Annotated in this window: 22 protein-coding genes; 9 read left to right on the top strand and 13 right to left on the bottom strand. The window is 71.7% G+C overall.

Going from position 1 to position 23,604, the window contains the following annotated elements:
* Positions 1-9 precede the first annotated feature (9 nt).
* The 3 genes from ACFY3L_RS16910 to ACFY3L_RS16920 are packed head-to-tail and all read right to left on the bottom strand — an operon-like array spanning position 10 to position 3,753.
* On the bottom strand, positions 10-1,476 hold the full coding sequence (locus ACFY3L_RS16910; RefSeq protein ID WP_389323973.1) for a dihydroorotase family protein: 1,467 nt from the start codon (positions 1,474-1,476) through the stop codon (positions 10-12).
* Positions 1,473-2,933, bottom strand: coding sequence for an MmgE/PrpD family protein (locus tag ACFY3L_RS16915; protein WP_389323976.1), 1,461 nt, complete (start codon positions 2,931-2,933; stop codon positions 1,473-1,475). Before ACFY3L_RS16915 ends, ACFY3L_RS16910 begins: the two co-directional genes overlap by 4 nt.
* Positions 2,926-3,753, bottom strand: a complete 828-nt coding sequence (locus ACFY3L_RS16920) for a cyclase family protein (protein WP_389323979.1) — start codon at positions 3,751-3,753, stop codon at positions 2,926-2,928. Before ACFY3L_RS16920 ends, ACFY3L_RS16915 begins: the two co-directional genes overlap by 8 nt.
* 335 nt (positions 3,754-4,088) lie before the next feature.
* Between ACFY3L_RS16920 and ACFY3L_RS16925 the strand changes: the two genes are divergently transcribed.
* Positions 4,089-5,282, top strand: coding sequence for a CaiB/BaiF CoA transferase family protein (locus ACFY3L_RS16925; protein ID WP_389324585.1), 1,194 nt, complete (start codon positions 4,089-4,091; stop codon positions 5,280-5,282).
* 624 nt (positions 5,283-5,906) lie between these two features.
* On the opposite strand, the gene ACFY3L_RS16930 is transcribed toward ACFY3L_RS16925, so the two are convergent.
* The gene (locus ACFY3L_RS16930; RefSeq protein WP_389323982.1) at positions 5,907-7,334 is read right to left on the bottom strand and encodes a hypothetical protein; all 1,428 of its coding nucleotides are present in this window, start codon (positions 7,332-7,334) and stop codon (positions 5,907-5,909) included.
* A 115-nt stretch (positions 7,335-7,449) separates the two neighbouring features.
* Between ACFY3L_RS16930 and ACFY3L_RS16935 the strand changes: the two genes are divergently transcribed.
* Together ACFY3L_RS16935 and ACFY3L_RS16940 are read left to right on the top strand one after the other, a co-directional pair.
* Positions 7,450-8,112 (top strand): response regulator transcription factor, encoded by a 663-nt coding sequence (locus tag ACFY3L_RS16935; protein ID WP_389323985.1) that lies wholly within the window; start codon positions 7,450-7,452, stop codon positions 8,110-8,112.
* A complete protein-coding gene (locus ACFY3L_RS16940; RefSeq protein ID WP_389323988.1) occupies positions 8,109-9,182 on the top strand; it encodes a sensor histidine kinase in 1,074 nt (357 codons plus the stop codon). Before ACFY3L_RS16935 ends, ACFY3L_RS16940 begins: the two co-directional genes overlap by 4 nt.
* 602 nt (positions 9,183-9,784) lie before the next feature.
* Here the strand turns inward: ACFY3L_RS16940 and ACFY3L_RS16945 are convergent.
* From ACFY3L_RS16945 to sigJ, 3 genes are all read right to left on the bottom strand, one after another.
* Positions 9,785-11,155, bottom strand: a complete 1,371-nt coding sequence (locus ACFY3L_RS16945) for a ricin-type beta-trefoil lectin domain protein (protein WP_389323991.1) — start codon at positions 11,153-11,155, stop codon at positions 9,785-9,787.
* 351 nt (positions 11,156-11,506) lie between these two features.
* Entirely contained in the window at positions 11,507-13,516 is a 2,010-nt protein-coding gene (locus ACFY3L_RS16950; protein ID WP_389323994.1) for a glycerophosphodiester phosphodiesterase family protein, read from the bottom strand.
* A gap of 171 nt (positions 13,517-13,687) precedes the next feature.
* On the bottom strand, positions 13,688-14,551 hold the full coding sequence (gene sigJ, locus ACFY3L_RS16955) for an RNA polymerase sigma factor SigJ (RefSeq protein WP_389323997.1): 864 nt from the start codon (positions 14,549-14,551) through the stop codon (positions 13,688-13,690).
* A gap of 128 nt (positions 14,552-14,679) precedes the next feature.
* Here sigJ and wrbA point away from each other — a divergent pair, with 128 nt between their 5' ends.
* Positions 14,680-15,306, top strand: coding sequence for an NAD(P)H:quinone oxidoreductase (wrbA, locus tag ACFY3L_RS16960; protein ID WP_389324000.1), 627 nt, complete (start codon positions 14,680-14,682; stop codon positions 15,304-15,306).
* Between the two features lie 24 nt (positions 15,307-15,330).
* Positions 15,331-15,795 (top strand): DIP1984 family protein, encoded by a 465-nt coding sequence (locus tag ACFY3L_RS16965; RefSeq protein ID WP_389324003.1) that lies wholly within the window; start codon positions 15,331-15,333, stop codon positions 15,793-15,795.
* Positions 15,796-16,296: 501 nt separating this feature from the next.
* On the opposite strand, the gene ACFY3L_RS16970 is transcribed toward ACFY3L_RS16965, so the two are convergent.
* Complete coding sequence (locus ACFY3L_RS16970; protein ID WP_389324006.1) at positions 16,297-16,782, bottom strand: TIGR00725 family protein; 486 nt, start codon at positions 16,780-16,782, stop codon at positions 16,297-16,299.
* Positions 16,783-17,107: 325 nt separating this feature from the next.
* Between ACFY3L_RS16970 and ACFY3L_RS16975 the strand changes: the two genes are divergently transcribed.
* Entirely contained in the window at positions 17,108-17,491 is a 384-nt protein-coding gene (locus tag ACFY3L_RS16975; RefSeq protein ID WP_389324009.1) for a RidA family protein, read from the top strand.
* A 34-nt stretch (positions 17,492-17,525) separates the two neighbouring features.
* Positions 17,526-17,864, top strand: a complete 339-nt coding sequence (locus tag ACFY3L_RS16980) for a hypothetical protein (RefSeq protein ID WP_389324012.1) — start codon at positions 17,526-17,528, stop codon at positions 17,862-17,864.
* Between the two features lie 16 nt (positions 17,865-17,880).
* On the opposite strand, the gene ACFY3L_RS16985 is transcribed toward ACFY3L_RS16980, so the two are convergent.
* On the bottom strand, positions 17,881-18,228 hold the full coding sequence (locus ACFY3L_RS16985; RefSeq protein WP_389324015.1) for a hypothetical protein: 348 nt from the start codon (positions 18,226-18,228) through the stop codon (positions 17,881-17,883).
* 18 nt (positions 18,229-18,246) lie between these two features.
* Between ACFY3L_RS16985 and ACFY3L_RS16990 the strand changes: the two genes are divergently transcribed.
* Together ACFY3L_RS16990 and ACFY3L_RS16995 are read left to right on the top strand one after the other, a co-directional pair.
* Positions 18,247-18,867 carry a hypothetical protein gene (locus tag ACFY3L_RS16990; protein WP_389324018.1) on the top strand — a complete coding sequence of 207 codons (621 nt, stop codon included), beginning with the start codon at positions 18,247-18,249 and terminating at the stop codon, positions 18,865-18,867.
* A 9-nt stretch (positions 18,868-18,876) separates the two neighbouring features.
* Positions 18,877-19,347, top strand: coding sequence for a hypothetical protein (locus ACFY3L_RS16995; protein WP_389324588.1), 471 nt, complete (start codon positions 18,877-18,879; stop codon positions 19,345-19,347).
* A gap of 47 nt (positions 19,348-19,394) precedes the next feature.
* On the opposite strand, the gene ACFY3L_RS17000 is transcribed toward ACFY3L_RS16995, so the two are convergent.
* The 4 genes from ACFY3L_RS17000 to ACFY3L_RS17015 form a co-directional block, all read right to left on the bottom strand.
* Positions 19,395-20,036, bottom strand: coding sequence for a hypothetical protein (locus tag ACFY3L_RS17000; RefSeq protein ID WP_389324021.1), 642 nt, complete (start codon positions 20,034-20,036; stop codon positions 19,395-19,397).
* A 49-nt stretch (positions 20,037-20,085) separates the two neighbouring features.
* Positions 20,086-20,898 carry an SDR family NAD(P)-dependent oxidoreductase gene (locus tag ACFY3L_RS17005; protein WP_389324024.1) on the bottom strand — a complete coding sequence of 271 codons (813 nt, stop codon included), beginning with the start codon at positions 20,896-20,898 and terminating at the stop codon, positions 20,086-20,088.
* The gene (locus ACFY3L_RS17010; RefSeq protein ID WP_389324027.1) at positions 20,895-22,223 is read right to left on the bottom strand and encodes a flavin-containing monooxygenase; all 1,329 of its coding nucleotides are present in this window, start codon (positions 22,221-22,223) and stop codon (positions 20,895-20,897) included. The genes ACFY3L_RS17005 and ACFY3L_RS17010 overlap by 4 nt, the downstream gene beginning before the upstream one ends.
* A 737-nt stretch (positions 22,224-22,960) precedes the next feature.
* A complete protein-coding gene (locus ACFY3L_RS17015) occupies positions 22,961-23,584 on the bottom strand; it encodes a TetR/AcrR family transcriptional regulator (RefSeq protein WP_389324030.1) in 624 nt (207 codons plus the stop codon).
* Positions 23,585-23,604 lie beyond the last annotated feature (20 nt).

The raw sequence follows: 23,604 nt of genomic DNA on the forward strand, positions 1-23,604 counted from the left end.
CACGCCGCATCACTCGGTGGTCAGCGGACGCCGCAGGTGCTCACCGCGGGGCTCACCCTGGATGGCCCCGTCGGCCAGGACGTGGTGGCCGCGCACGAACGTGTCGGTCACGGCGGCGGACAGCTCGAAGCCCTCGAACGGCGTGTACTCCTGCGTCGAGAACGAGTCCTCGGCGCGCACGACCCACGACCGCGAGTCGTCGACGAGGCAGAAGTCAGCGTCATATCCCACCTTGATGACGCCCTTGCGACCGGAGAGCCCGTAGCGCTGTGCCGGGTTCCACGCGGTGAGGGCGGCGATCCGGTCCAGGCCGAGCCCTCGCTTGCGGCCCTCGCTGATGAGCGCCGGCAGGAGGTACTCCGCTCCGCCGAAGCCGGACTTGGCCACGAAGACGTCACCGCGCTCGTGGCCGAACTTCATCTCGTCACGGCAGCAGGCGTGGTCGCTGACGACCCAGTCGATCTCGCCGGCGAGGACGTGCTCCCAGAGCCCTTCGACATCGTCACGCGAGCGGAGCGGGGGGTTGACCTTGCCACCGATCCCGGACGCGCTGTGGTAGTCCGCGACGAGGTGACCGATGGTGACCTCGCGGCGGAAGTTGATGTGCGGGAAGGTCTTCGCCATGAGCAGGGCCGCCTCGACAGCCTTGCGCCCGCTCAGGTGCAGCAGGTTGATGTTCGCCAGCTGCGTCTCGTGGGCGAGGTAGGCGGCGATGGAGATGGCCAGGCCCTCGGAGTGCGGAGGCCGGGAGGCGGAGTACGCCTCGAGCCCGGTGAGCCGCCCCTCCTGCTCGACCATCGCGGTGTAGGCCGACATGATCTCGGCGGTCTCGCAGTGCAGGCTGAGGGAGATGGAGTCCGCGATCTGCGGCTCGGCCTCCCGGGCCGCCTGGATGCCGCGCATGACGAACTCGAAGTGCGCGATGTCGTAGCGCTCACCCTCGGGCGTCATCAGGAACGAGCTCTGGTCTGACGACCGGCCGTGCAGGCCGTGGCCCCCGTAGAACATGAAGATCTTGAACGACGTGACACCGTGCTCCTTGATGAGCTCGGGAATCTCGCCGATGTGCTCCTTGGTGATCGGCGCGAGGTGGAAGGCGTAGTCGATGTACGCCCGGCCCTGGGTGCGCTCGAGCACCTCGGGGAACAAGTCACGGTACGCGCCGGTCTTGTTGAGGTAGTACTGCCCGGTGCGCATGTAGTTGAGGCCCGTCGTCACACCGCCCTGGGCCGCCGCCTTCGACTCGGTCTCCGTGTCGACCTCGAGCGGGTTGTAGATGCCCCAGTGCTGGTGGGCGTCGACGACGCCGGGCAGCGCGAGCTTGCCGCCACCGTCGACCGTCGCCGTCGCGCCGGCATCGCCGAGGTGGCCGATGGCGGCCACCCGCCCGTCCGTCACAGCGATGTCGGTGAGCACGGTCTGGGGCGACTCATGGGTGACGAGGCGAACGTTGCGGACGATGAGGTCGTAGTTCATAGGTCGCCTTCCTGCGCGGTAGTGGTGACGGAGTACTCGATGGCCGCCACGTCGTCGAGGGCAGAGAGGACGACACCGACGTTGTTCAACTCGTCGAAGGCCAGCACGCGCGCTGCGATCTGCGCCACCGCTGTCTCGGGAAGGTGTCGCCCCGCGTTGTCACGGAACTTGAGCTCGACCTCGTCATCGGAGAGCGGGTGCTGCGGACCTCCGCGGTTGACGAGGACCCGTTCGGTCACCGCCGAGCCGTCGACGAGTTCGGCGGTGAGGACCGCAGGGAACTGATCGGGGAAGATCCGGGTGCACTCGTCGTCGGCGACGACGCTGACCTTGTCCATGAGTTCCCGGCGCGTGGGGGCGACCGCGAGTTCGTCGGTGTAGTCGTCGAGGCCGACCCCGAGGCCGCCTCCTCCGCCGAGCAGGCCGACGGCGACGGCGTAAGGACCCGAGAACTGGGCCTGATAGCCCGTGGCCGGTCGGCGCTTGCCGTCGATCGGCTCGCCGATCGTCCTGATGACCGGCGCCGGGACGCCGAGGGTGAGGCTGCGCACCTCACGGTGGTCCACGCCCCTGCGCCGCAGCGCGGTGGCGGCGTCGATGGCGGCGTGGGTGAAGTGGTTGGCGGGGTACGGCTTGAAGAAGATCCTGGGCACCTCCCACTCGGTGCCCAGGCCCTCGAGAATGGCCGCAGGGTCGAACTCGCCGCGCAGGAACGCCTCGAAGAACCCGAAACGCCCTTCGAGCACGGTCGGCGGACCCGTGATGCCCCGGCTGACAAGGTCCGCCGCCGTCACCGCGGAGTGCGCGGCCCAGCCGCAGTGCAGTCGCTTGACGTTGCCACCGGTCCGGTTGGCCTCGATGATGCCGGCGGCCATGGACGCCGCGACGCCGAGGGAACTCGTGAGCTGTGCCTCGTCCTGGCCGAGAACGACCCCCACGGCCACCGCGCCACCGAGGGCGCCGCAGATCGAGGTCGCGTGCTGCCCGTGCTCGAAGAACACCGAGTTGCCGGCCTGCCGGTCGTAGCCGGCCATGCCGATGCGGACGCAGACCTCGAGGCCCACGGCGATCGCCGTGACCGCCGTGCGCCCATCGGTGCCCGCGCGCTCGGCGGCGGCGAGCACGCTGGGCACGATGCTCGCGCTCGGATGGAGCACCGAAGGCAGATGCGTGTCGTCGTAATCGAGGGAGTGGGCGAGCACCCCGTTGCCGAAGGCGGCGAGCGCAGCGGGGACCCGGTGCGGCACACCGATCGCGCGCGCTTGCGGGGCACCGCCCTGCTCGGCGACGTAGCCGATGACTGCCTGGCTACTGTCGAGTTCCTGCGCCGCGATGCAGATGCCGAGCGTGTCCAGAACGCGCTGCCGCACACTGGCCGTGACCGCTGCGGGCAGGTTCTCGTAGCGGGCTCCGGCAGCGAATCGCGCGATCGCCTGGGCAAGGGTCGCCTCATCCACCGCTCGTCACCGCCAGCGGACGAATGGGCGATCCGGTCGCGCCGTAGAACTTGAGCGGCGAGGCGACGAAGACGAACTCGTGCACGCGCTGGGCGGCGAGCTCCTCGAGGTCGAGGGTTTCCATGATGTAGATGCCGGCGCTGACGAGCAGGACACGGTGGGCAGGCAGCACACTGTGCCCCGCGCCCGGGGGAAGGCACTCGAAGGCGATGGTGTCAGCGCCTGCGGCAAGGACGTCCCGCTCCGCGAGCCAGCGTGCGCCGGCCTCGCCGACACCGGGGACGCCGGATTCGCCGCCGATGAACACCGAGCGGTCGGGGTTGTCGAAGTGCCTGCCCCAGCCACTCCGGATCAGCACCACGTCGCCGGCTTCGACGGACCCGCCCTGATGTTCGAGGGTGGCCTCGAGGTCATCGGGCGTGATCTCGTACCCGGGAGGGCACCCTTCGGGGGTGCCGAGAGCTGCCGGCACGTCGAGGAGGACGCCACGGCGCACCACGGCAGGGATGGTGTGCGCCCCGAGCTCGGTGAAGCGACCACCTGAGGAAGCCGCGTAGGCGTCCGAGCCATCGAAGAGGCGGCCGTCCTGCGACACGTGGGCGAGGGCGTCGATGTGCGTGCCGACGTGGGTGCCCATGGTGATGATGTCGTTCGAGGCCGAGCCGCCGTCCGCCCGCACCATGTCGCCGTGCCGGCGCGGCAGCGCGTGCCAGTAGTGAGGGTGGTTGGGAGACTGAGGCATCCCCACGAAAAGGACCCGCCCCAGGTCGAAGACGCGCACTCCCTGTGCCACGGCTTCAATCAACACATCATCCGGCACGTGAACCCTGTCCTCCGTATCGGTTGGGCACTGAAGGCGCCCTTCACCCCCGGTCCCGGTGGTGGTAGTCACGGAGACTAGCCGAGAAAGCCGCACAGCGGAACATGGTTACGCCTTGTGGAAAGTGTCTCTTTCACGGCGCCGCCCCCAGCACCACCGTCGCCTTCTCGGCGGCCATCGTGACCGGCCCCGCAAGCCGAGAAGGCCAGGGTCAGCCGACCGGGCCGACCGGACTGACAGCCCAGGCCGCGGAGTTCGGGCGATTGACTCCGGGCAACATCGAACCTAGCTTTGTGTTCGGAACGATGTTCCGCAGTAGGGAATCAGGGAGGGACATGTCTCAGGATTCGTTGCGTGGCGTCAGGGTCATCGACGCGTCCACGATCCTGGCAGGCCCGCTGTGCTGCCAGATCCTCGGCGACTACGGAGCCGAGGTCATCAAGTTGGAGCATCCGGCCAAGGGCGACGCGCTGCGAGGTCACGGACCGTCCAAGGACGGGGTGCCACTGTGGTGGAAGGAAGTGTCCCGCAACAAGCGGGCCATCACCTTGAACCTCAAGGTTCCCGCCGGGGCTGAAGTGCTCAAACGACTCGTTCGCGAGTCGGACGTGCTCGTCGAGAACTTCCGTCCGGGGACACTTGAGCGCTGGGGGCTGTCGCCCGAGGAGCTGCACGCCATCAATCCAGGACTCATCATCGTGCGGATCACCGGCTTCGGCCAGACCGGTCCCTACGCATCACGTCCCGGGTTCGGGACGCTGGCCGAGGCGATGAGCGGCTTCGCCCACCTCACCGGTGAGGCCGACGGCCCACCGATGCTGCCCGCGTTCGGTCTGGCCGACAGCATCGCGGGCATCGCCGCCTCTTCCGCGACCGTCATGGCCCTCTACCATCGGGACGCCCGCAACGGGGCCGGCCAGGTCATCGATCTCAGCCTCATCGAGCCGATGCTCACCGCGGTCGGCCCCGGCGTCACCGTCTACGACCAGCTCGGCGTCGTCGGACATCGGCACGGCAACCGCTCGACGAACAACGCCCCCCGCAACACGTACCTCACGAAGGACGGTCACTGGGTGGCCGTCTCAACGTCCGCGCAGGCGATCGCCGAGCGTGTCATGCACCTCGTCGGGCACCCGGAGGTGGTCGACGAGCCGTGGTTCGCAGCTGGACACACACGCGTCGAACACGCCGACGAGCTGGACGAATACGTGGGCACCTGGGTGCGCAAGTACAACCGCGACGAGGTCATCGCGGCCTTCGAGCAGGCCGGTGCCGCGCTCGCCTCGGTCTACTCCGCCGCCGACATCGCCCACGACCCCCACATGCGCGAGACCGAGATGATCACGCAGGTCGACGACCCCGACCTCGGGCCGATGCTCATGCACAACGTCATGTGGCGGATGTCGCGCACCCCCGGACGAATCCGATTCACCGGCCGGAGCAAGGGCGTCGACACGGAAGAGGTACTTACCGGGCTCGGCTACACACAGGAGGAGATCGCCGAGCTCAACGCGGCCGGAGCCGTCTGACACGAAGGCTACCGGGCCAAGTCCGCGCGAGCGTTGGTGTCCAGCACGGCGTCGCGACAGCGACCAATGCACCGGCAATCAGGGCGACGGCAACGGCGATCACGGCGACGGCGACGGCGACGGCGACGGCGACGGCGACGGCGACGGCGACGGCCGAGTCGACCTGGCTTCCGGTGCATCGGCGTGGTCCGGTACTCGCCTGATCGAGCGCAGCGTGCGGAGCCGGCCGCGCCGCCGAGGCCGCGACACTGCGGCGTGGCGGCCCGCAATGAGGTCACGGTGCCGTTGGACGACCGTGTCGCACCGGACCGACAGCCGCAGGCGCCGTAGTGTCAGCCTCGGTTGCGGGTGCCACACCCGCACCACCAGAAATTGATCAGGACCGGACATGGCCACCGTGGAGGCACTCCGCGGCCACCAGTCGCGACATCACCATGGTCGTCGACACCTACGGCCGCGATTCAGACATCCAGCGCGCCGCGGCTCCTCACGCAGCGGCGTGCTGAGCCGCCCTCCACCGTGCCCTTCCCGTCGCGGCAGCGCTCCACACGTCCCTCCTGTCGCAACCCTTCCGCGGCGGTGCTTGCGCATCCTTCGCGCCCGCGACGCTCCTGCGGTGACGCCTCATGCGTCTCTCCTGCGCAGGAGGACGGCGGCTAAGACGAAGGTCAGCGTCGTATACGTGCACAGGACGGCGAGGCCGGCCCACGGGGGTAGCGGGTAGTAGCCGGTGGCGGGGGTGTACACGCTGTCGACCTGGGGGTAGCGGGTCAGGGTCTGCTGGACGGCCAGGGATGCCGCCGGGGTGAACGTCGCCAGCCACTCGGCCATCGGCGGCGGCAGGAACGGGGTCCGCGCCAGCAGGTGGGGCAGCACGATGGCGACCACGACGGCAGTCACCGCGGTGGCGCTGCGCCGCAGGACCGTGCCGACTGCGAGCGCGAAGACGGCGGTGATGGCGAGCAGCGCGGCGGTGCCGGCCTCGGCCCGCAGCAGGGTGCCGTCCGTGGCCGGGAACACGGTGATGCCGAGGCCGCGGACCACCCGCAGCCACAGTGGCACCGCGATGACCGTCGCGGCCAGGCAGAGGGTGAACGTGACACCGGCGAGCACCACTGCCTTGGCCGCCAGCAGGCGCACCCGGTGAGGACCGGCGCTGAAGGTGGTGCGGATCAGCCTGGTCCGGAACTCGGTCGTGATCATCTGGGTGGCCACGACGACGATGACGACCAGCGCCGGGAACGTGCCGAAGAGCAGGTCGGCCGCGGTGGCACCGACGGGCACCTCGTTTCGGGGGGCCGGGCCCAGGTCGCCGGCGCCGGTCACGGTGAACCCGTCGCCGGACGTGGTGAACCCGCCGGACGTGCCGGACGGATAGCCGGCGAACGTGGCGGTGCCCGCTCCTCGCTGATCCCCGGTCCAGTCGACGGCGGGCCAGGCACCCGCCAGCCGGGGGTCGCTGAACGTGGCGGTGGCCGTGTTGCCGGCGGTGCCGATGCCGTCGACCAGTGGCGGGCAGGCCACGAACAGGCCCACCTGCACGGTGCTGGGCAGCCCTGCCAGCCGCACCGAGTCGACCTTGCTCCAGCTCGAGCCGTCGACGGAGACCTCACCGGTGACCGTGTCGCCGGATCGGGTCAGGCGCAGCCAGCTGCCCGCCGTCGCGGCTCGGTCGTGCAGGTAGTCGTGCTGCATTCGTACACCATGGGCAGCCGTCATCATGATGGCCGCATAGCGGGCGCCCGGCTCGCCTCCTGCGCTGACGATCAGTCCTGCCTTCGCCCATGGGCTGGTGGAGGACGGTGCGGTGACCGCGGCGGTGATGCTGCCGTCGCCGGACAGGGGGCGGTGCACGAAGAAGAACGCGTCGCTGACGGGTGCGCCGTCGGGTCCGATGGGCACCTGCGACCGCTGCTCGGGTGCACCGCCGCCCAGCCCGGTGAGCGGGAACAGCACGATCATCAGTGCGGCGGCCACGACGGCGCGCACCCAGCCGGGCACCGTGCGGAACTTGGTCCATTCCGACCGCAGCAGCCTGGCGACTTGTGTCATGGCTTCGTTTGTACGCCGGCGATGGTGACAGGACGGTGTCGATCGCTGTCACCGGGCTGTCACCTCCCGCGTGACATCGTGGTCGACGTCGCTCTCGCTGCATGGAGGTGTGGTCATGCGAGTGCTGGTGGTTGAGGATCATCGGACGCTGAACGCGTTGATCGCGGCAGGTCTGCGCCGCGAGGCGATGGCCGTCGACACCGTCCTCGACGGTCACGCCGCGATGGAGCAGCTGGCCGTCACCCGCTATGACGTCATGGTCCTTGACCGCGACCTGCCTGGCCTGCACGGCGACGAGGTGTGCCGGCGCACGGTGGCCGGCGGGGCGGGCACCCGCGTGCTCATGCTCACCGCGGCCGGCACCGTCCGTGACCGGGTCGAAGGGCTCGGCCTGGGCGCCGACGACTATCTGCCCAAGCCGTTCGACTTCGCCGAGCTGGTCGCGCGCGTCCGGGCGCTGGCCCGCCGCACCACACCGGCGCTGCCTCCGGTGCTGGACAACGGTGACCTGACGGTCGACCCCAACAGGAGGGTCGCGTCGCGGGCGGGCCGGCGGCTGGATCTCAGTCCGAAGGAGTTCGCGGTGCTGTCGCATCTGCTGGCCGCCGGCGGCCGTGTCGTGTCCACCGAGGAGCTTCTCGAGCGGGTCTGGGACGACGCGGCCGACCCGTTCACCACCACCGTGAAGACGACGATCGCCCGGCTGCGCGGCAAGCTCGGCCAGCCACCCGCCATCCACACCGTCCGTGAGGGCGGCTACCGGATCGGCGAGCGATGAACGGCCCAGCGCCGCGCCGCCGGTTGCGCACCCGGCTCGCGCTGCTGCATGCGGTGCTCGCGTTCGGCTGCGGCGTGCTGCTGCTGGCGTTCGTCAACGTGCCGCTGATCAGCACCGGCCACACCGACCCCGTCGACGGGCCGGGCGGTGTCCAGGCCACCAGCAACCTCGGTGAGCTGCTGCGCTACTCCGCCGTCGCGCTGGTGTTCATCGCCGCGCTGTCCGTCGCGCTGGGCTGGCTGATCGCCGGGCGGGCGCTGCGCCCCCTCCAGGTGATCACTTCCTCGGCCCGCGCGATGTCCGCGGACACCCTTGCCGCACGGCTGAGCGTGCCGGCCGCGTACCAGGAGTTCGCGGAGCTTGCCGACACGCTCGACGATCTGCTGCGACGGCTGCACGCTTCGTTCACGGCACAGCGGCAGTTCATCGCCAACGCATCCCACGAGCTGCGCACGCCGCTCACCGTCCAGCGGACCATGCTTCAGCTGACGCTCACCGACCCGCACGCCACCAACGAGTCGCTTCGATCGGCCTGTCACGAGCTGCTGGAGCTCGGCGAGCAGCAGGAGCGCCTGATCGACGCGCTGCTCACGCTGGCGACCGGCTATCAGCCGATCGACCGCTGGGAGCGGTTCGACCTCGCCGAGCTCACGCGGACCGTCGTCCTCGACCACCGGGCGGAGGCCGAGCGGCGAGGCGTGCGAGTCCGCACCACGCTCACCGCCGCACCGGTGCTCGGCGACCCGCGCCTGGCCGCGAGCCTTGTGACGAACCTGGTCGGCAACGCGCTGCGGCACAACGTCCCGGCCGGGGCCGTCGAGATCACCACGGCGCCCACGGGACGACTCACCGTCGGCAACACCGGACCGCCGATCCCCGCTGCGGAGATCAGGCGACTGTTCCAGCCGTTTCAGCGCCACGGCACCGACCGCACCGAACACACGGATGGCCACGGGCTCGGGCTGGCCATCGTCGCCGCCATCGCAGACGCGCATCACGCTCCGCTCGCCGCGTGCCCCGGGCCGGAAGGAGGTCTCCACGTCACCGTCGATTTCCCATCCGCGCCCTGACGACCGTGGGCATCGGGGCCAGGCAATCGCGGCGACCTCGCGTGTCGGTGTCGGCGCCAACCGGGCTCGCTGTCAGGAGGGGGCGGCCGGGCGGGGACTGCCGTGGCCGGAGGGTCCGGCTCGTGGCACCGAGGCTGCTACTGCGGGGCACGCTTGGCGCGGGATCGCCCTAGCTGAGGCGGCGCGGCACCGAGGGCAGTGCGGTGGGCAGGCCACCGTCGGGTGATGCCGGAAGGTTCGGGATGGGCTCGCGGTGATGCCTGCGGAGGGGGCGCAGCGTCGAGGAGGGCTCGCGGTGATGGAGCTGGCCGCGGTGGCTCAAGTTTGCGCGAGGTCGTCGTGATGCTGGTGACGAATGGTCCGGGGTCCGGGAACAGCTGCATGGTGGTGGCTGGTGCGCTGGTTGGGACTCTGGCGACCTGATCGGTTGCAGGAGAGCGCGGGTTCGGACGGTCGGAGTGGTGCGGCATGCCGCCTCAGGGGGCTGTGATGAGTCAACGTGAGGCGGGTCGGAGGTGAGGCGTCGTCGTGGGGTGTTTGAAGACGGGCCTTGGGCCGGCGCCTGTCACAGGGCCGGCCCAAGGGGTGTCGCTGTACGAGTGTTACTGCGGCAGGCTGAACTTCTGGGCGCCGCTACCGTTGCAGTCCCAGATCTGCATCTGGATGCCCTGGGTCGTCGAGCCGTTCGGGTCGTCGAGGCACTTGTTGGACTGCGGGTTGTAGTAGGTGTTGTCGGCGCGGTGGATGAAGACCTGGGCCGCGGTGCTGTTGCAGTCCCAGATCTGCAGCTTGGCACCGTTGGCGGTGGAGCCGCCCGGGATGTCGAGGCACTTGCCGAACGCGCGGAGGGTGCTGCCCGCCTCGACGTACGTCCACTGCTGCGCGCCGGTGCCGTTGCAGCCCCAGAGCTGGACGGGGGTGCCGTTGGCGCTGTTGGAGGAGCGGACGTCCAGGCAGAGGCCGCCGGGGCCCTTCACGGCCTTGCCGCCGGTCGGGGGCGGCGTGGTGCCGCCGCCACCGCCACCGGCCGTGTACGCGGCGACGTAGTCGACCATCATCGGCGCGCCGGACACGGTGGAGGCGTAGGGGCCGCCGCCGAACGCGGCCGGGAAGCCGCCGCCGATCGCCACGTTGAGGATGATGAAGAAGCCGTGGTGGGTCGCGTTGTTCCAGGTGGTCGCGTCGACCTGGTTGGCGTTGATGGTGAAGAAGTTGTTGCCGTCCAGGTACCAGCGGATCTGCTCCGGCGACGTGCTGCGGTCCTGCTCGATGGCGTACGTGTGGTAGCCGCCGTTGCAGCCGCCGCAGGGGCGCTCGCCGCTGCCGATGCCGGTGGTCTCGTTGCACGGGCCGCCGGGGTTGGTGCCGCAGTGCAGGGCACCGAAGACGGAGGGCCGGCCGTTGATGTTCTCCAGGATGTCGATCTCGCCGATGCCGGGCCAGCCGGTCGCGCCGGTGCCGCGCGCCGCCGCGCCCAGCATCCAGAACGCGGGCCAGTAGCCGGCGCCGTTGGCGGTGTTGACGTTGGGCTGCGCGATGCGTGCCTCGACCCGCAGCTTGCCGCCTGCCGGTGCGGCGATGTTGGTGCGCTGCGTTTCGATGCGGCCGCTGGTCCAGTTGCCGGCCCCGTCGCGGAGCGGCCTGATGGCGAGGTTGCCGGCACCGTCGAGGTAGACGTTCTGGGTGCTGTTCGTCATGTTCTCGATCTCGCCGGTGCCCCAGTTGCCCGCGCCGCCGGGGTACCCGTGGCCGAGGTCGTAGAGCCAGTTGCCGGTGTTGACACCGGTGTTCGCGGCGCCGTTGAAGTCGTCGGCGAAGATCTGGGTCCAGCCGGACGGGGTGGGCGGCACCGACGCGCCGGCGTCGGGCAGCGCCGCGATCGATGCGGCGGCCACCACGACCGCGCCGGCGGCGGCGAGCAGCGCGGTGCGGCCGCGGAGCCTGCGGGGTGTGCGTTCTTGTTGGATCTCCACGGTGAGGGTTGCCCTTCTCGAGCAGGAGCGGAGATGGTGCGGTTGGCGGAACGCCCACGTTGGCGGACGTGAGAGCGCTCTCAGCATCCTGGGCTACTGAAAAGCTTGTTGTCAATAACCGCTGCTCCAGCAGCGCGATCGCGCACGACGCGACATGCGCCAGGCAACCGCGCCGGAACGGCGGCCGGCGCGGAAGAGCCGGCGCGGAAGAGCCGGCGCGGAAGAGCCGGCGCGGAAGAGCCGGCGCGGAAGAGCCGGCGCGGAAGAGCCGGCGCGGCGCGGATCGCCGGGAGGCCGAAAAGGTGCACCCGCCGCCGGTGGTACCGACGACGGGTGCGGCGACAGGAATCGTCAGCGCAGGCCGGCCCGGCGGGCCACGGTGATCAGCTTCTCGGGGTCGTCGGAGATGATCCCGTCGACGCCGAGGGCGATGGCGCGGTTCATCGTCTGCTCGTCGTCGATGGTGTACGGCACGACCTTCAGCCCGTCCCGGCGGTGCAGGACGTCGACGGCCGGGCCGTGGAAGTAGGCCGGGTTCTGCCGCAGGTACCAGTCGTCGGACACGACGGTGCCCTGGGCCGGGTCGTGGACCTGCCAGTTGGCGGAGACGGTCGACGCGCCGATCGCCTTCACCAGTTTGCCCAGGTCGCGGTACTTCCACCAGTCGAGCGTGCCGGTCCACGGGCTCTTCACCGACGGGTTGCCGTAGACGGCCTGCAGCGAGCACTCGTCGGCGAGGGTGGCGCACTCGGCGGGCCCGTACTGCCAGACCAGCGCGACGGTCTCGATCCTCGGGTTCAGCGCGCGCGACAGCTGGATGGTCCGCCAGTCGAAGGACTGGATGGTGACGCGGCGGTCCAGGCCGGCCTTCGAGATCGCGGTGACGAGGCGGATCGTGAAGATCCAGTACGGCTCGGTGTCGGCGACGGTCGGGCTGATCTTCGTCTCGATGTTGAGGCGGATGTCGGCACGGCCGCTGGACTTGACGACGGCGAAGAGCTCGTCGAGCGTCGGGATGCGCTCGCCGGGTGCCGAGGCGTTGCCGCAGTCGACCGTCTTCACCTGGGCAAGGGTGAGGTCGTGGATCGACTTGCCGATGTACGGGTACAGCGGGTCACCCGGACGGACCGGCGCGGTGTCGCGGCAGTGGGAGCCGTTCAAGGCGCGGTCGTGGCTGACGACGAGCACGCCGTCCTTCGTGACGCCGGTGTCGAGCTCCAGGGTGGAGATGTCGGGGTTGCCCAGCGAGTTGCGGAACCCGGCCAGGGTGTTCTCCGGCCGGGTCGCCTTGCCGCCGCGGTGCGCCTGGATGTCGAAGGGTGACTTGGTACCGCGCGGCAGCGTGAAGCCGCGCTGCGCGGCGACGGTCCGCAGGCGGTCCGGGTAGTCGGTGATGATGCCGTCGACGCCGTCGTCGATGAGCTTGTGCATCGTGGCCGGGTCGTCGACGGTCCACGGGATCACCTTGATGCCGTTGGCGTGCGCGTGGCGCACCATCGCCGCCGTGACGTACGGCTGGTAGCCGGGGTCGGTGACCTTGCCGTTCTGCGGGAAGCCGTGCACCGGCGAGAAACTCGTCACGCCGATGGATTTCACGGCCGCGATGGGGTCGCCGCCGAAGTCGTCGATGTCGAGGCCGCCCAGCCACGGCGAGGCGCCCGGCTGGCCGGTCTGCAGGAAGTCGCGGTTGGTCAGGGCGACGAGCGCGAGGCGCGGCTCGACCTCACGGAAGCGGCGCAGCGCGCCCCAGTCGAAGCTCTGGATCGTGACCCGGCTCAGCAGCCCGGCGGCGCGGATCTCGCGCGCGGCGACCTGGACGAACTGCTCGCGCGGCGCGGTCTCCTGCGGCGCGCCGGCCTCGACCTTCGTCTCGAGGTTGAACTTGACGTCGTCGTTGCCGTAGCGGGCGACGAGGTCGAACACCTCGTGCAGCAGCGGCATCCGCGAGCCTGGGGTGAGCAGCTGGCCCGGGTGCTCGGGAAGGCCCTTGCTACCGCAGTCGAGCGTGCGGACCTGCGCGAGGGTCAGGTCCTTGATGAATTTGCCGACGTACGGGAACGCGGGATCGCCCGCAGAGACGGGCGCGGTGTCGAGGCACTTGGCGCCGCTGACGCGACGGTCGTGGGTGACGACGGCCTGGCCGTCGGCGGTGATCTGGATGTCGAGTTCAAGGGTGGTGACGCCGAGCCGCAGCGCGTTGCCGAACGAGCTCAGCGTGCTCTCGCTGCGCAGGCCGAGCCCGCCGCGGTGGGCCTGGATGTCGAAGGACGCCTTGCGGTGCGCCGCCGCGGGCGTGGCCACCGCCAGTGGAAGGAGAAGGCCGGCAGCGATCGCGCCGGCCGACCATCGAGACATGGACATGACGGGCACGTTGCCAACGTCAGGCGGCGCGAGGCCGGGCGGAAGTTGGCGGGCCCGTGAACGCCCGGCGTACATGCTCCACGGAGCTCAGGTCGTCCACGGCAACCACCGGCGGGTGTCGCGCAGCGCCGGGTCCGGAGCACCCCGGAGGTCCTTGCGCGGCGTCGCCGGTCACGCCGTCCAGGGCCGGAGCTTGGCGGGGTTGAGCACCGCCCAGATGTGCCGGATCCGGTCCCCCGTCACGTCGAAGGCCAGCACCGACACGACCGCGCCGTCGACCTCGGCGACCAGGCCGGGCTGGCCGTTGACGGTCCGTTCGACGAGGCGAGCACCGGTGCGGGCGGCGAAGAACCGGGCCACCTCCGCCGCGCCGACGACGGGGTGCGGCGCGGCGTTGACGAGGCCGCCACCGTCGCCGGTCGCGGTGACCGCCGGGTCGAGCAGGCCGATGAGCGCGTCGACGTCCGCGGCCTCCCACGCCCGGCGGAACGCCCTCACCACGCCGGTGCGGTCGCCCGCCGGCGGTGCGGCCGCACGGTGCTCGCGGATGCGCCGGCGGGCGGACGACGCGAGCTGCCGGCACGCCGCCGGGCTGCGGCCGACGATCCCGGCGACCTCACCGAACGGGTACTGGAACACGTCGTGCAGCACGAACGCGACCCGCTCCGCGGGCGTCATCGCCTCCAGCACCACGAGGAACGCCATGCTGACCGACTCGTCGAGGGTGACCCGATCGGCCGGGTCGGGCGCGGCGCCGTCGGGCCGCCCGCCGATCCACTGTGGACGGCCGGGCAGCGGCTCGGGAATCCACTCCCCGACGTAGCGCTCGCGCCGCGCCCGCGCCGACCCGAGCAGGTCCAGGCAGATCCGTCCGGCGACGGTCGTGAGCCACGCCGCCGGGTTCTTGATGGCTTCCTGTTGGGGTTCGCTCAAGGTGTACCAGCGGGCGTAGGTCTCCTGGACGACGTCCTCGGCGTCCGCGAGTGATCCCAGCAGGCGGTACGCGAGGTCCGTCAGCCTGCGCCCCTCGGTCATGACCGGTTCCATGTGCTCCCCTCCCGTTCGCCTCCAGTGTCGACGAGACAGCGCCGCGGATTGTGAGGCTCACATGCCGGCCGCCGGCTTCGTCGTACATGAGCAGCCAACGACAAGGGAGCAACGACATGCAGCCTGTGAACGCCGCCGTCGTCTACTACAGCGCGACCGGCACCGTGCACGCCCTGGCGGCGGCCGTCGCGGAGGGAGCGGAGAAGGCCGGCGCAACCGTTCGGCTCCGAAAGGTCGCGGAGACCGTGCCGGAATCCATCATCGGAGGGAATCCGGCGTGGGCCGCGCACGTTTCGGCGAGTGCGGACGTGGCCGGGGCGACCCTGGACGACCTGGACTGGGCCGACGTGGTGCTCTTCGGCACGCCGACCCGCTTCGGCAACGTGTCGGCGCAGCTGAAGGCGTTCATCGACAGCACCGGGCCGCTGTGGTTCCGCGGCGGGCTCGCCGGGAAGGTGTACACGGCGTTCACCGCGTCGAACACCGCGCACGGCGGCCAGGAGTCGACCCTCCTCGCGCTCGCCAACGTGTTCTACCACTGGGGTGGCATCATCGTGCCGCCCGGCTACACGGATCCGATCCAGTTCACGGCGGGCAACCCGTACGGCACCTCGCACGTGACCGGCGACGGCCCGCCCGGTGACGTCGTCCTGCGGGCGGCCCGGCACCAGGCCCGCCGCGCCGTGGAGACCGCCGCCGCGCTCAAGTCGGGCCGGTCACCCGAAAACGGCGTGCGGGCGTGATCGCCGTGGCGGAGACTGGCGGGCGTGAAGCTTGCTGAAGCGCTTGCGCTGCGCGCCGACGCGGCGCGCCGGGTCGAACAGCTGCGCGCCCGCATCACGGGCAGCGCCCGGTTTCAGGAGGGCGAGACGCCCGCCGAGGACGCGGCCGCGCTGCTCGCCGAGGCGGGCGCCGTCCTCGACGAGCTCGAGTCGCTGATCCGCCGGATCAACCGCACCAACGCCGCCACGCCGCTCGGCGACGGCACGCTCACCGACGCCCTCGCCCGCCGGGACGTGCTGCGCCTGCGGCACAGCGTGGTGACGGCCGCCGCGAGCGCCGCCGCGGGTGAGGGGCAGCGTGGCTACCGGCAGCTGCGCTCGGAGCTGAAGATGCTGTCCGCGCTGCCCGTCGCCGAGCTGCGCGCCGAGGCCGACGACCTGGCGCGGCAGCTGCGCGAGGTCGACACCGCCGTGCAGCGCACGAACTGGGAGGCCGACCTCCTGGACTGACCGGATGGGACGCGAAGCAGGTAGCCGTCGTGGAGGCGTGCACAACCCGAGAGCCGACGGGCAATTCGGCTCCCTCTTCTGGCGCGCCGCGGGCAGGCGCGGGGGTTCGACTCCCCGGCAGACAACGCACGCCCAGCACAGCGCACAGGTGACGAGGCACGGCGCACGGCACACCACCGGGTGCAGATCCACGACGGCGAGGGCGGGCAAGGGGCACTTCGCGGCCATTCCGTCTCTGGGCGGCCGGTCTCCGGCAGCGACGATTCCGCCGCTGGGCGGCTGACCGCCCGCGCTGGTGGCCGGCGGATCTCGCGCGGCGGTCACTTCGCGCTGATTGGCGGCCGATCTCCCGCGGCGGCAGGTTCGCCGGTCGGCGGGCGATCTCCCGCGGCGGCAGGTTCGCCGGCGGGCGGGCGATCTCCCGCGGCGGCAGCTTCGCCGGCGGGCGGGCGATCTCCCGCGGCGGCAGCTTCGCCGGCAGGCGGCGAACTCGCGCGGCGTCTACTTCGCCGGCAGGCGGGCGATCTCGCGGAGCAGCCAGGCGACGGCGTCGTCGGGGCTGTCCATCACCGGGTACGTCGGGCCGCCGTCGGGAGCGGTGACCGCCCAGCTGCCGACGGCGACGAGCGGCCGCCCGAGGCGCATCGCGAAGCCGATCTCACTCAGCGTCCCCCATCCGCCGCCGACCGCGACCAGCCCGTCGGCGGTCCTCGCGACGAGCCCGTTGCGCAACTCCCCCATGCCGGTCGGCAGGGCGACGGTCAGGAACGGGTTGCCTTCCGCCCGCTCCGCGCCGGGGAGGAGGCCGACGGTGAGGCCGCCCCGCTCGTACGCGCCCCGGCACGACGCCCGCATGACCCCGCCCAGGCCGCCGGAGACGACGACCGCGCCCGCCTCGGCGAGCAGCGCACCGACCCGCTCGGCGGCGCGCTCCTGCTCCCCGGTCGCCCGCCCCGCCCCGATCACCGCCACATAGGGTCCCCGCACGTCGGCGACGCTACCCGCCTTTCGCCGGGTCCGGGTGGTGTACGCCGCTCACACCGATCGCACGAGCCCGGCGAGGCGGGCGATGTCCTGGTCGGCGTCGGTTGGAGGGTGCGCCCGACGGGTGCCGCTCGGCATGCCAGCGGCAGGCGCGGGCGGCCAGAGCCGGCAGGGACGGTGCCGTCGGGTGGGCCGTCGGGGGTGCACCGGATGGGCGTCGAGCACGAGACCTTCCCCGTCAACAGCACCCTCGACCAGCGGCGATCCCCCACCAGTCCGTCCAGGTCCTGCGCCTGCTCACCACGGTCCCGGCCTAGGATGGGGCGGCGTGGAACACTTCATCCGCCCGGACGGGCTGCCCCCGGTCAACGGTTACAGCCACGCGGTCCGCTTCTCCGGTGCCCTCGTCGCCGTCTCCGGCCAGGTGCCGATGGATTCCGCCGGCCATCTCGTCGGCGCCGGCGACCCGGAGGCCCAGATCCGCCAGGTGTTCACCAACCTCGCCGCGGCCCTGGCCGCCGCCGGCTCCGGCCTGGACCGGGTTGTCAAGCTGACCGTCTACCTCACCGACCTCGCCGACCTGCCGGCGTTCCGCACGGTCCGCGACGAGTTCCTCGACCCGGCCGCCCCGCCCGCGAGCTCGCTGGTCCAGGTGACCGCCCTGGTGCACCCCGAGTTCCGCGTGGAGATCGACGCCCTCGCGACCGCCTGACGCCCCACGATGTTCCCGCTGCTGCGGCCGTTCGATGCGACGACGGTGCCCGATCACCGCGTCGTTGCCCGAGGACGTCGCCGGCCCGAGCCTGGACGTCGTAGAGGACCCGGCCGAGTGGATGTCTCGTCGCATGGACCTCGGCAGCGGCCGCGGGGCGCTGGCGCCGATCCGGACGGCGCCGGCTCCGGTGGACCGGTCGACGCTCGTGGACAGGGCCGACGCCGGCGGCTGGGCCGTCGAGCTCCCGCGACCCGTCTTCATCCGCAAGGGCGAGCGGGTGTGGGTGGACGGCGACGCGGTCTGCGTCGGCCGGCCGGACGGGGACGTCATCCGGTACAAAGGCAGCGGTTGTTGGATTTGCCGGTTGTGACTTCCCCGCGCCGAGGTCAGTTGTAGAAGGTGCTGCTGCCGTAGTGCAGCGGGGTGCCGTCGAGGATGACGGGGTGGCCTGGCGGGAGCGGGGTGCCGTCGAGGGCGGGGATCGCGATTCCGGTGAGGTCCGGCGGGCAGAAGTCGTCCTCGTCGTCGGAGACCGTGGCGAGCAGGTCGATGCTGACGTCGGGCCGGCTGTCGCGGTACACCTGCAGCGTGCACGAATCGGTCCAGCTCGGGTTGACGTCGAGGGTGCCCAGGACGCGCAGCAGGTCGGCGTGGTCGCTGAGGACGAACCAGTCGGTGGCCGTGTCGTTGTTGTTCACCATCGAGGTGCGGCGGACGACGTACCAGCTGTACATGGCCAGTACGGTAGCGCCGTGGACCTCGACGGACTGCGGCAGGCGGCGGAGGCCGGTGATGCCGGGGCGATGCGGGAGCTCGGGCACCGGCTGTGCGTGCTGGAAGGGGCGTCGTCGCTCGAGACACCCGACGACGTGCCCGAGGCGGAGCGGTGGCTGCGGCGCGCGCTGGAGGCCGATCCCGCCGACCCGGTGACCGCGACGCTGCTCGGCGGGCTGTTGCTGCGGCAACACCGCACCGTGTTGGAATTTTCGCCACTGTACGACGGGGGCGACGCCCGACCGGCCTGGCTTCGCAGCCTGTGGGGGCGCAGGGCCGAGGCGTTCGAGCTGTTCGGCCGGGCGCTGGACGCCGACCCGGCGCACGCGGCCGCCGCGAACGGGATGGCGCTGCTGGTCCTGGACGGGTCCACGACCGACGACTTCGTCTGCTACACCGGCGAGGACATCGGAGACGACGAGGCGGAAGACCTCGACGCGCAGGACCCCGCATGGCGTGCGGAGGCCGAGCACCGGCTCAGGGCGCTGCTGGCGCTGCGGCCGCGGGACACGATGGCCGCGGCGAACCTGGCCGCGATCCTCGACGAGCCTTCACCCGGCCGGAAGGAGGCGCCGGCCGGAGCCGCCGAAGATCGTTAGGGCGTGCGGATGGCGCGGGCGGACGAGGAGAGCACTGCGGCCGGGATCTACGGCGTCATCGTCAGCGCCGCCGTGATGGCCGCGTCGCACGCCCACACCGCGGCCGCCACCGCCGTCGCGGTCGTCGTGACGCTGCTCGTGTACTGGAGCGCGGAGCGCTACGCGCGGCTGGTCGCCGAGCGGATCCACGAGGGGCACCGCCCGGCCTGGACGGCGGTCCGCCGGCAGCTGGCGAGCGGCTGGGAGATCGTGACCGCCTCGGTGCTGCCGGTGGCGGTGCTCGTCGCGGCCGACCTGGCGGGCCACTCGCAGCTGCGGTCCGTGGTCACCGCACTGGTCTGCTCCACGCTGCTGCTGTGCCTAGCGGGCTGGGAGGTCGGCCGGCACGGGCGCCTGAGCCGGGGCGAGCGGGTGGTGTCTGCGGCCGTCGCCGGCAGCTTCGGCGTCGTGCTGATCGTCCTGAAGACGTCCCTGCACTGACGCCGCGGTGCGCCGGTCCGGCGCTCGAGGCGGCCGGACCAGCGGTGTCAGCGTGAGCAGCCGTCCTCGAGGGTCTGTGCGGGCTCCAGGTCGTCGGGGTCGAACTGGGTCCGCCAGGTCTTCTTGTCCTGGAGGGTGACCTCGACCTCGTGCTCGGCGACGAACCGGGCGGACTCCACCCTGATGTTCGGGAAGTCGCCGAAGCCGGCCTCGATGCACACGACGGGGCGGGTGGACTCGCGGGTCAGGATGCCGTCTGGGCGGCTCACCACGAGCTTCCAGCGCGAGGTGAGACTGTCTTGCTTCAGGCTGACGACCTGGAACCTGCCGCTCGGCGAGACGGCGAGCACGGTGCGGTCCCACTCCGGGTCGGTCAACAGGGCGAGAAAGGAGCTGCCGACCGCGACGATCAGGGTCAGCACGGCGCTGACAACCCCGATCGTGATCGCGGCGGCCTTGTTGCGGATGAGCAGCACGGCGACGACCCCGCCGGCGAGCGGCGTCAGCGTGACGGCAGCGGCGAACCAGTACCCTCCGAAGCCGAGCCGCACGAAATTCCACGGGTTCCAGGCGGCCACGGCGGAGCCGACGATGAGGACGGCGGACACGGCGATGACCGCGAGGGCCGCGCGGACACGGATACGGCTGAGCGGGGCTATAGGTGCGCGAGGCGTTGTGAACGAGCTCATGCGCGCGATCGTCGTCAGCGCAGTCCGGGCGCGCCGCTCTCAGTCGTGATCATGACAGAAAGCGGCGGACCATACCGGCGGCGAGGGGAGCGTCGGCGAAGGCGCCCGCGGCGAGTCTGGCGGCGACGGTACGACGGACCATGGCGTCCGCCACGGACGGGAAGTGGCGGGCGACGGCCATCTCGAGGCGGCCGCGGCGGGTGGTGGCGACCGCGCGGGGCGCCTTGCGGGCGGTGGCGGCGCGCACGATCGCGGTCACGACGCCGTCGGCCGGCTCCAGCCTGGACACGCCCTGCAGGGACAGGCCGGCGGCGACGGTCGTGTCGTGGATCGGGGAGGCGACCATGCTCGGGTAGACGACGCTGACCCCGACATGGGTGCCGACCTCGAGGCGCAGCGCGTCGGCGTACGCGACGAGGGCCCGTTTGCTGACGCCGTACGCGGCCGCGAGCGGCAACGGCAGCACGGCCATCCTGCTGGCGACGAACACCACCCTGCCGCGGGCCGCTTCGAGGGCCGGCATGGCGGCGGCGGTGGTGCGCCACGCGGCGAGGAGGTTGACGTCCAGCTGCCGTGCGACGACCTCGTCCGGCGGCAGCTCGGCGGGTGCGGGACCGCCGACGCCGGCGTTGTTGACGAGCAGGTCGAGGCCGCCGAGCCGGTCGACGGCCGCGGCGACGGCGGCGGGGACCGCGGTGGCGGAGGTCAGGTCGCAGGCGATGACGGGCACCGGCCCGTCGACGGCGACGAGGTCGATGCCGACGACGGACGCGCCCGCCTCGGTGAACCGTTCGCCGAGCAGCTTTCCGAACGTGCCGCTGGCGCCCGTGACGACGACCCGCCGCCCGCGCAGCGCGCTCACGCGCCGGCTCCATTGCCGCCAGCCACTGCGCGTTTGCGGCCGGCGGTCAGTTCGCGGGCGGCGAGGTCGAGGTAGGCGTCGAAGTCGATCCGCATCGCCGGGCGGCGCTCGCCCCACCTGTCCCGCGCCGCGCGCAGCTCGGCGGCGCAGTCCTGGCGCTGCGCGGCGAGCGGTGGCAGGGCGTAGGTGCCCGCGAGGTGCCCCGCGACCAGCCTGGCCTGGGCCTCCACGACCGGCAGCGCGGCGCCCGTCGACTGCATCAGCCCGACGAACATGAGACCCGGCGCGTCGAGGTGGAACACGTGCCGATAGAGCGGCAGCCGGTCCGCGCCCTCGCCGAGCAGCCCCGCATCGAGGAACGGCACGTCGGCGCGGTACCCGGTACACCAGACGACGACATCGACGGAATCCCTGCAGTCGTTGGAAAAAATCACGTCGTCGCCGTCGAAGCGGGCGATCGCCGGGCGCACCTCGATCTCGCCGTGGGTGATGCGCGGCAGGAGGGCGTCGGACAGCGTGGGATGGTCCTGCAGGAAGCCGTGGGTGGGGGCGGGCAGGCCGTACCGCTGCGGCGGCCCGACGGCGAGTCGCAGCATCGCCTGGCTGATGCGCTGCCGCGCCCGCCACGGGAGCCGCTTGGCGAGCGCGCCGTTGAGCGTGTCGGACGGGCGGCCGAACAGGTACTTCGGCACGATCCAGACGCCGCGGCGCACCGACAGCAGCGTGCGCGCGGCGACGTGCGACGCGTCGACGGCGATGTCCATCGCGGAGTTGCCGCCGCCGACGACGAGGACCCGGCGGCCCTGCAGCTGCTCGGGGCCGCGGTAGTCGTGGCTGTGCAGCTGGGTGGCGGTGAGTTCGCCCGGGTGCGGCGGGTCGGGCAGCCGGGGCACCGTGTTGTGCCCGCTGGCGACGACGACCGCCCCGGCCGTCACCTCGACCGTCCCTTGTGGACCTTCCGCCGTGACTTCCCAGGTTCCGTGCGGTGTCCGGTGTACGCGGGTCACGACGTGCCGGTGGCGGATCCGTTCGCCGAGACTGAACGTGCGGGTGTAGTCGGCGAGGTACTCCGCGACGCTTGCGTGCCCGGGGTAGTCGGGCCAGCCGGCCGGCATCGGGAAGTCGGCGAACTCGGTGCGGGTGCGGCTGGTGTTGAGGTGCAGCGTCCGGTACGCCGACGAGTGCGGGCCGCCGAGCACCCACAGCCCACCGGGCCGGTCACCGGCGTCGAAGCAGATCGCCGGCACGCGCGCGTCGCCGAGGGCCTTGAGCGTGGCGAGCCCGGCCGGCCCGCCACCGATGACCACCACCCGGTATTCCAACACGCGTTGGATTCTGCGCGCCCGCTGGCGGGGTCGTCAAGGCCGCCTGCCCATGCTGGCGAGGGCGTGAGGTCGGAAGCGTCAAGGCCACCCATGCACGTCGGCGGCGACACCAGGACCGCCCGACCAGGCCGGCGAAGGCGCCAAGCGGGAACGCCAAGGCCGCCCGGCCATGTTGGCGAGGGCGTCACGGCGGGACGTCACGGCCACCCATGCACGTCGGCAGCAACGCCAGCACCGCCCCAACCAGATCGGCCGCGGCGCCAAAGCGGGGACGTCAAGGCCGCCCATGCATGTCGGCGGGTAACATGTCGGCGAGGGCGTCACGGCGGGACGTCACGGCCACCCATGCACGTCGGCAGCAACGCCAGCGCCGCCCCAACCAGATCGGCGGAGGCGCCAAGGCAGGAGCGTCAAGGCCGCCCATGCATGTCGGCGGGTAACACCAGCACCGCCCGACCAGGTCGGCGAAGGCGCCAAGCGGAAACGCCAAGGCGGCCCGGCCATGCTGGCGAGGGCGTCACGGCGGGACGTCACGGCCACCCATGCACGTCGGCAGCGACACCAGCACCGCCCAGCCAGGTCGGCGGAGGCGCCAGGAGCGCCCGCACATGCTGACGAGGGCACCGAGGCCACCCGACCAGGTTGGCGGTGCACCATAACCGTCCGCGCATGCCGGCGAGGGCGTCAACGCCGGAAGCGGGAGGCGCCAAGACCGCCCGGCCAAGTTGGCGAGGGCGTCAAGGCCGCCCGTACATGCGGTCCAGCCAGCGGTGCACGAACGCCCGCAGCGCGAACCGGGAGTCCTCGGTCACCTCGCCGTGCAGCGCCGTGACCGTGTGGGCGTGCACGGCCCAGATGAGGCTGCGCACCGCGAGGTGCGGCTGCGGCTCGTACAGCACCCCGGCGCGATGCGCGGCGGCCAGGACCGCCTGCACCTGCTCGTACAGTGGCGTCGAGTACCGCTCGTCCACGCCCGCGTGCCGGTCGGGGTCCAGCCACCGGCGCAGCCACAGGCCGGTGGTCTCGGGCCGTTCCTGGAGGAAGTCGACGAACGCGTCGAGGACGCGGTGCAGCCCCTCCATGTCGTAGGCCGCCTTGATGACCGGCTCCAGGGCGCTCCGCTCGGCCTCGAAGACCGCCGCGAAGCACGCCTGGTAGAGCGCGGCCTTGCTGCCGGCGTGGTGGTGGACCGTGGCGACGTCGACGCCCGCCGCCTCCGCCACGGCCCGGACGCTCACCGCGTCGAACCCGTGGCGCGCGAACAGCCCGGTCGCTGCCCGCAGGATCACCTCACGGGTGTCTGCACTGTCCGTCGCGCGGGGCCGCCCGGGGCGCCGGCGCGTGCTGTTCAGATCGTCCATCGTCGCCTATTATCCATCGC

The organism is Dactylosporangium sp. NPDC000521, assembly GCF_042898305.1.
GTDB lineage: Bacteria > Actinomycetota > Actinomycetes > Mycobacteriales > Micromonosporaceae > Dactylosporangium.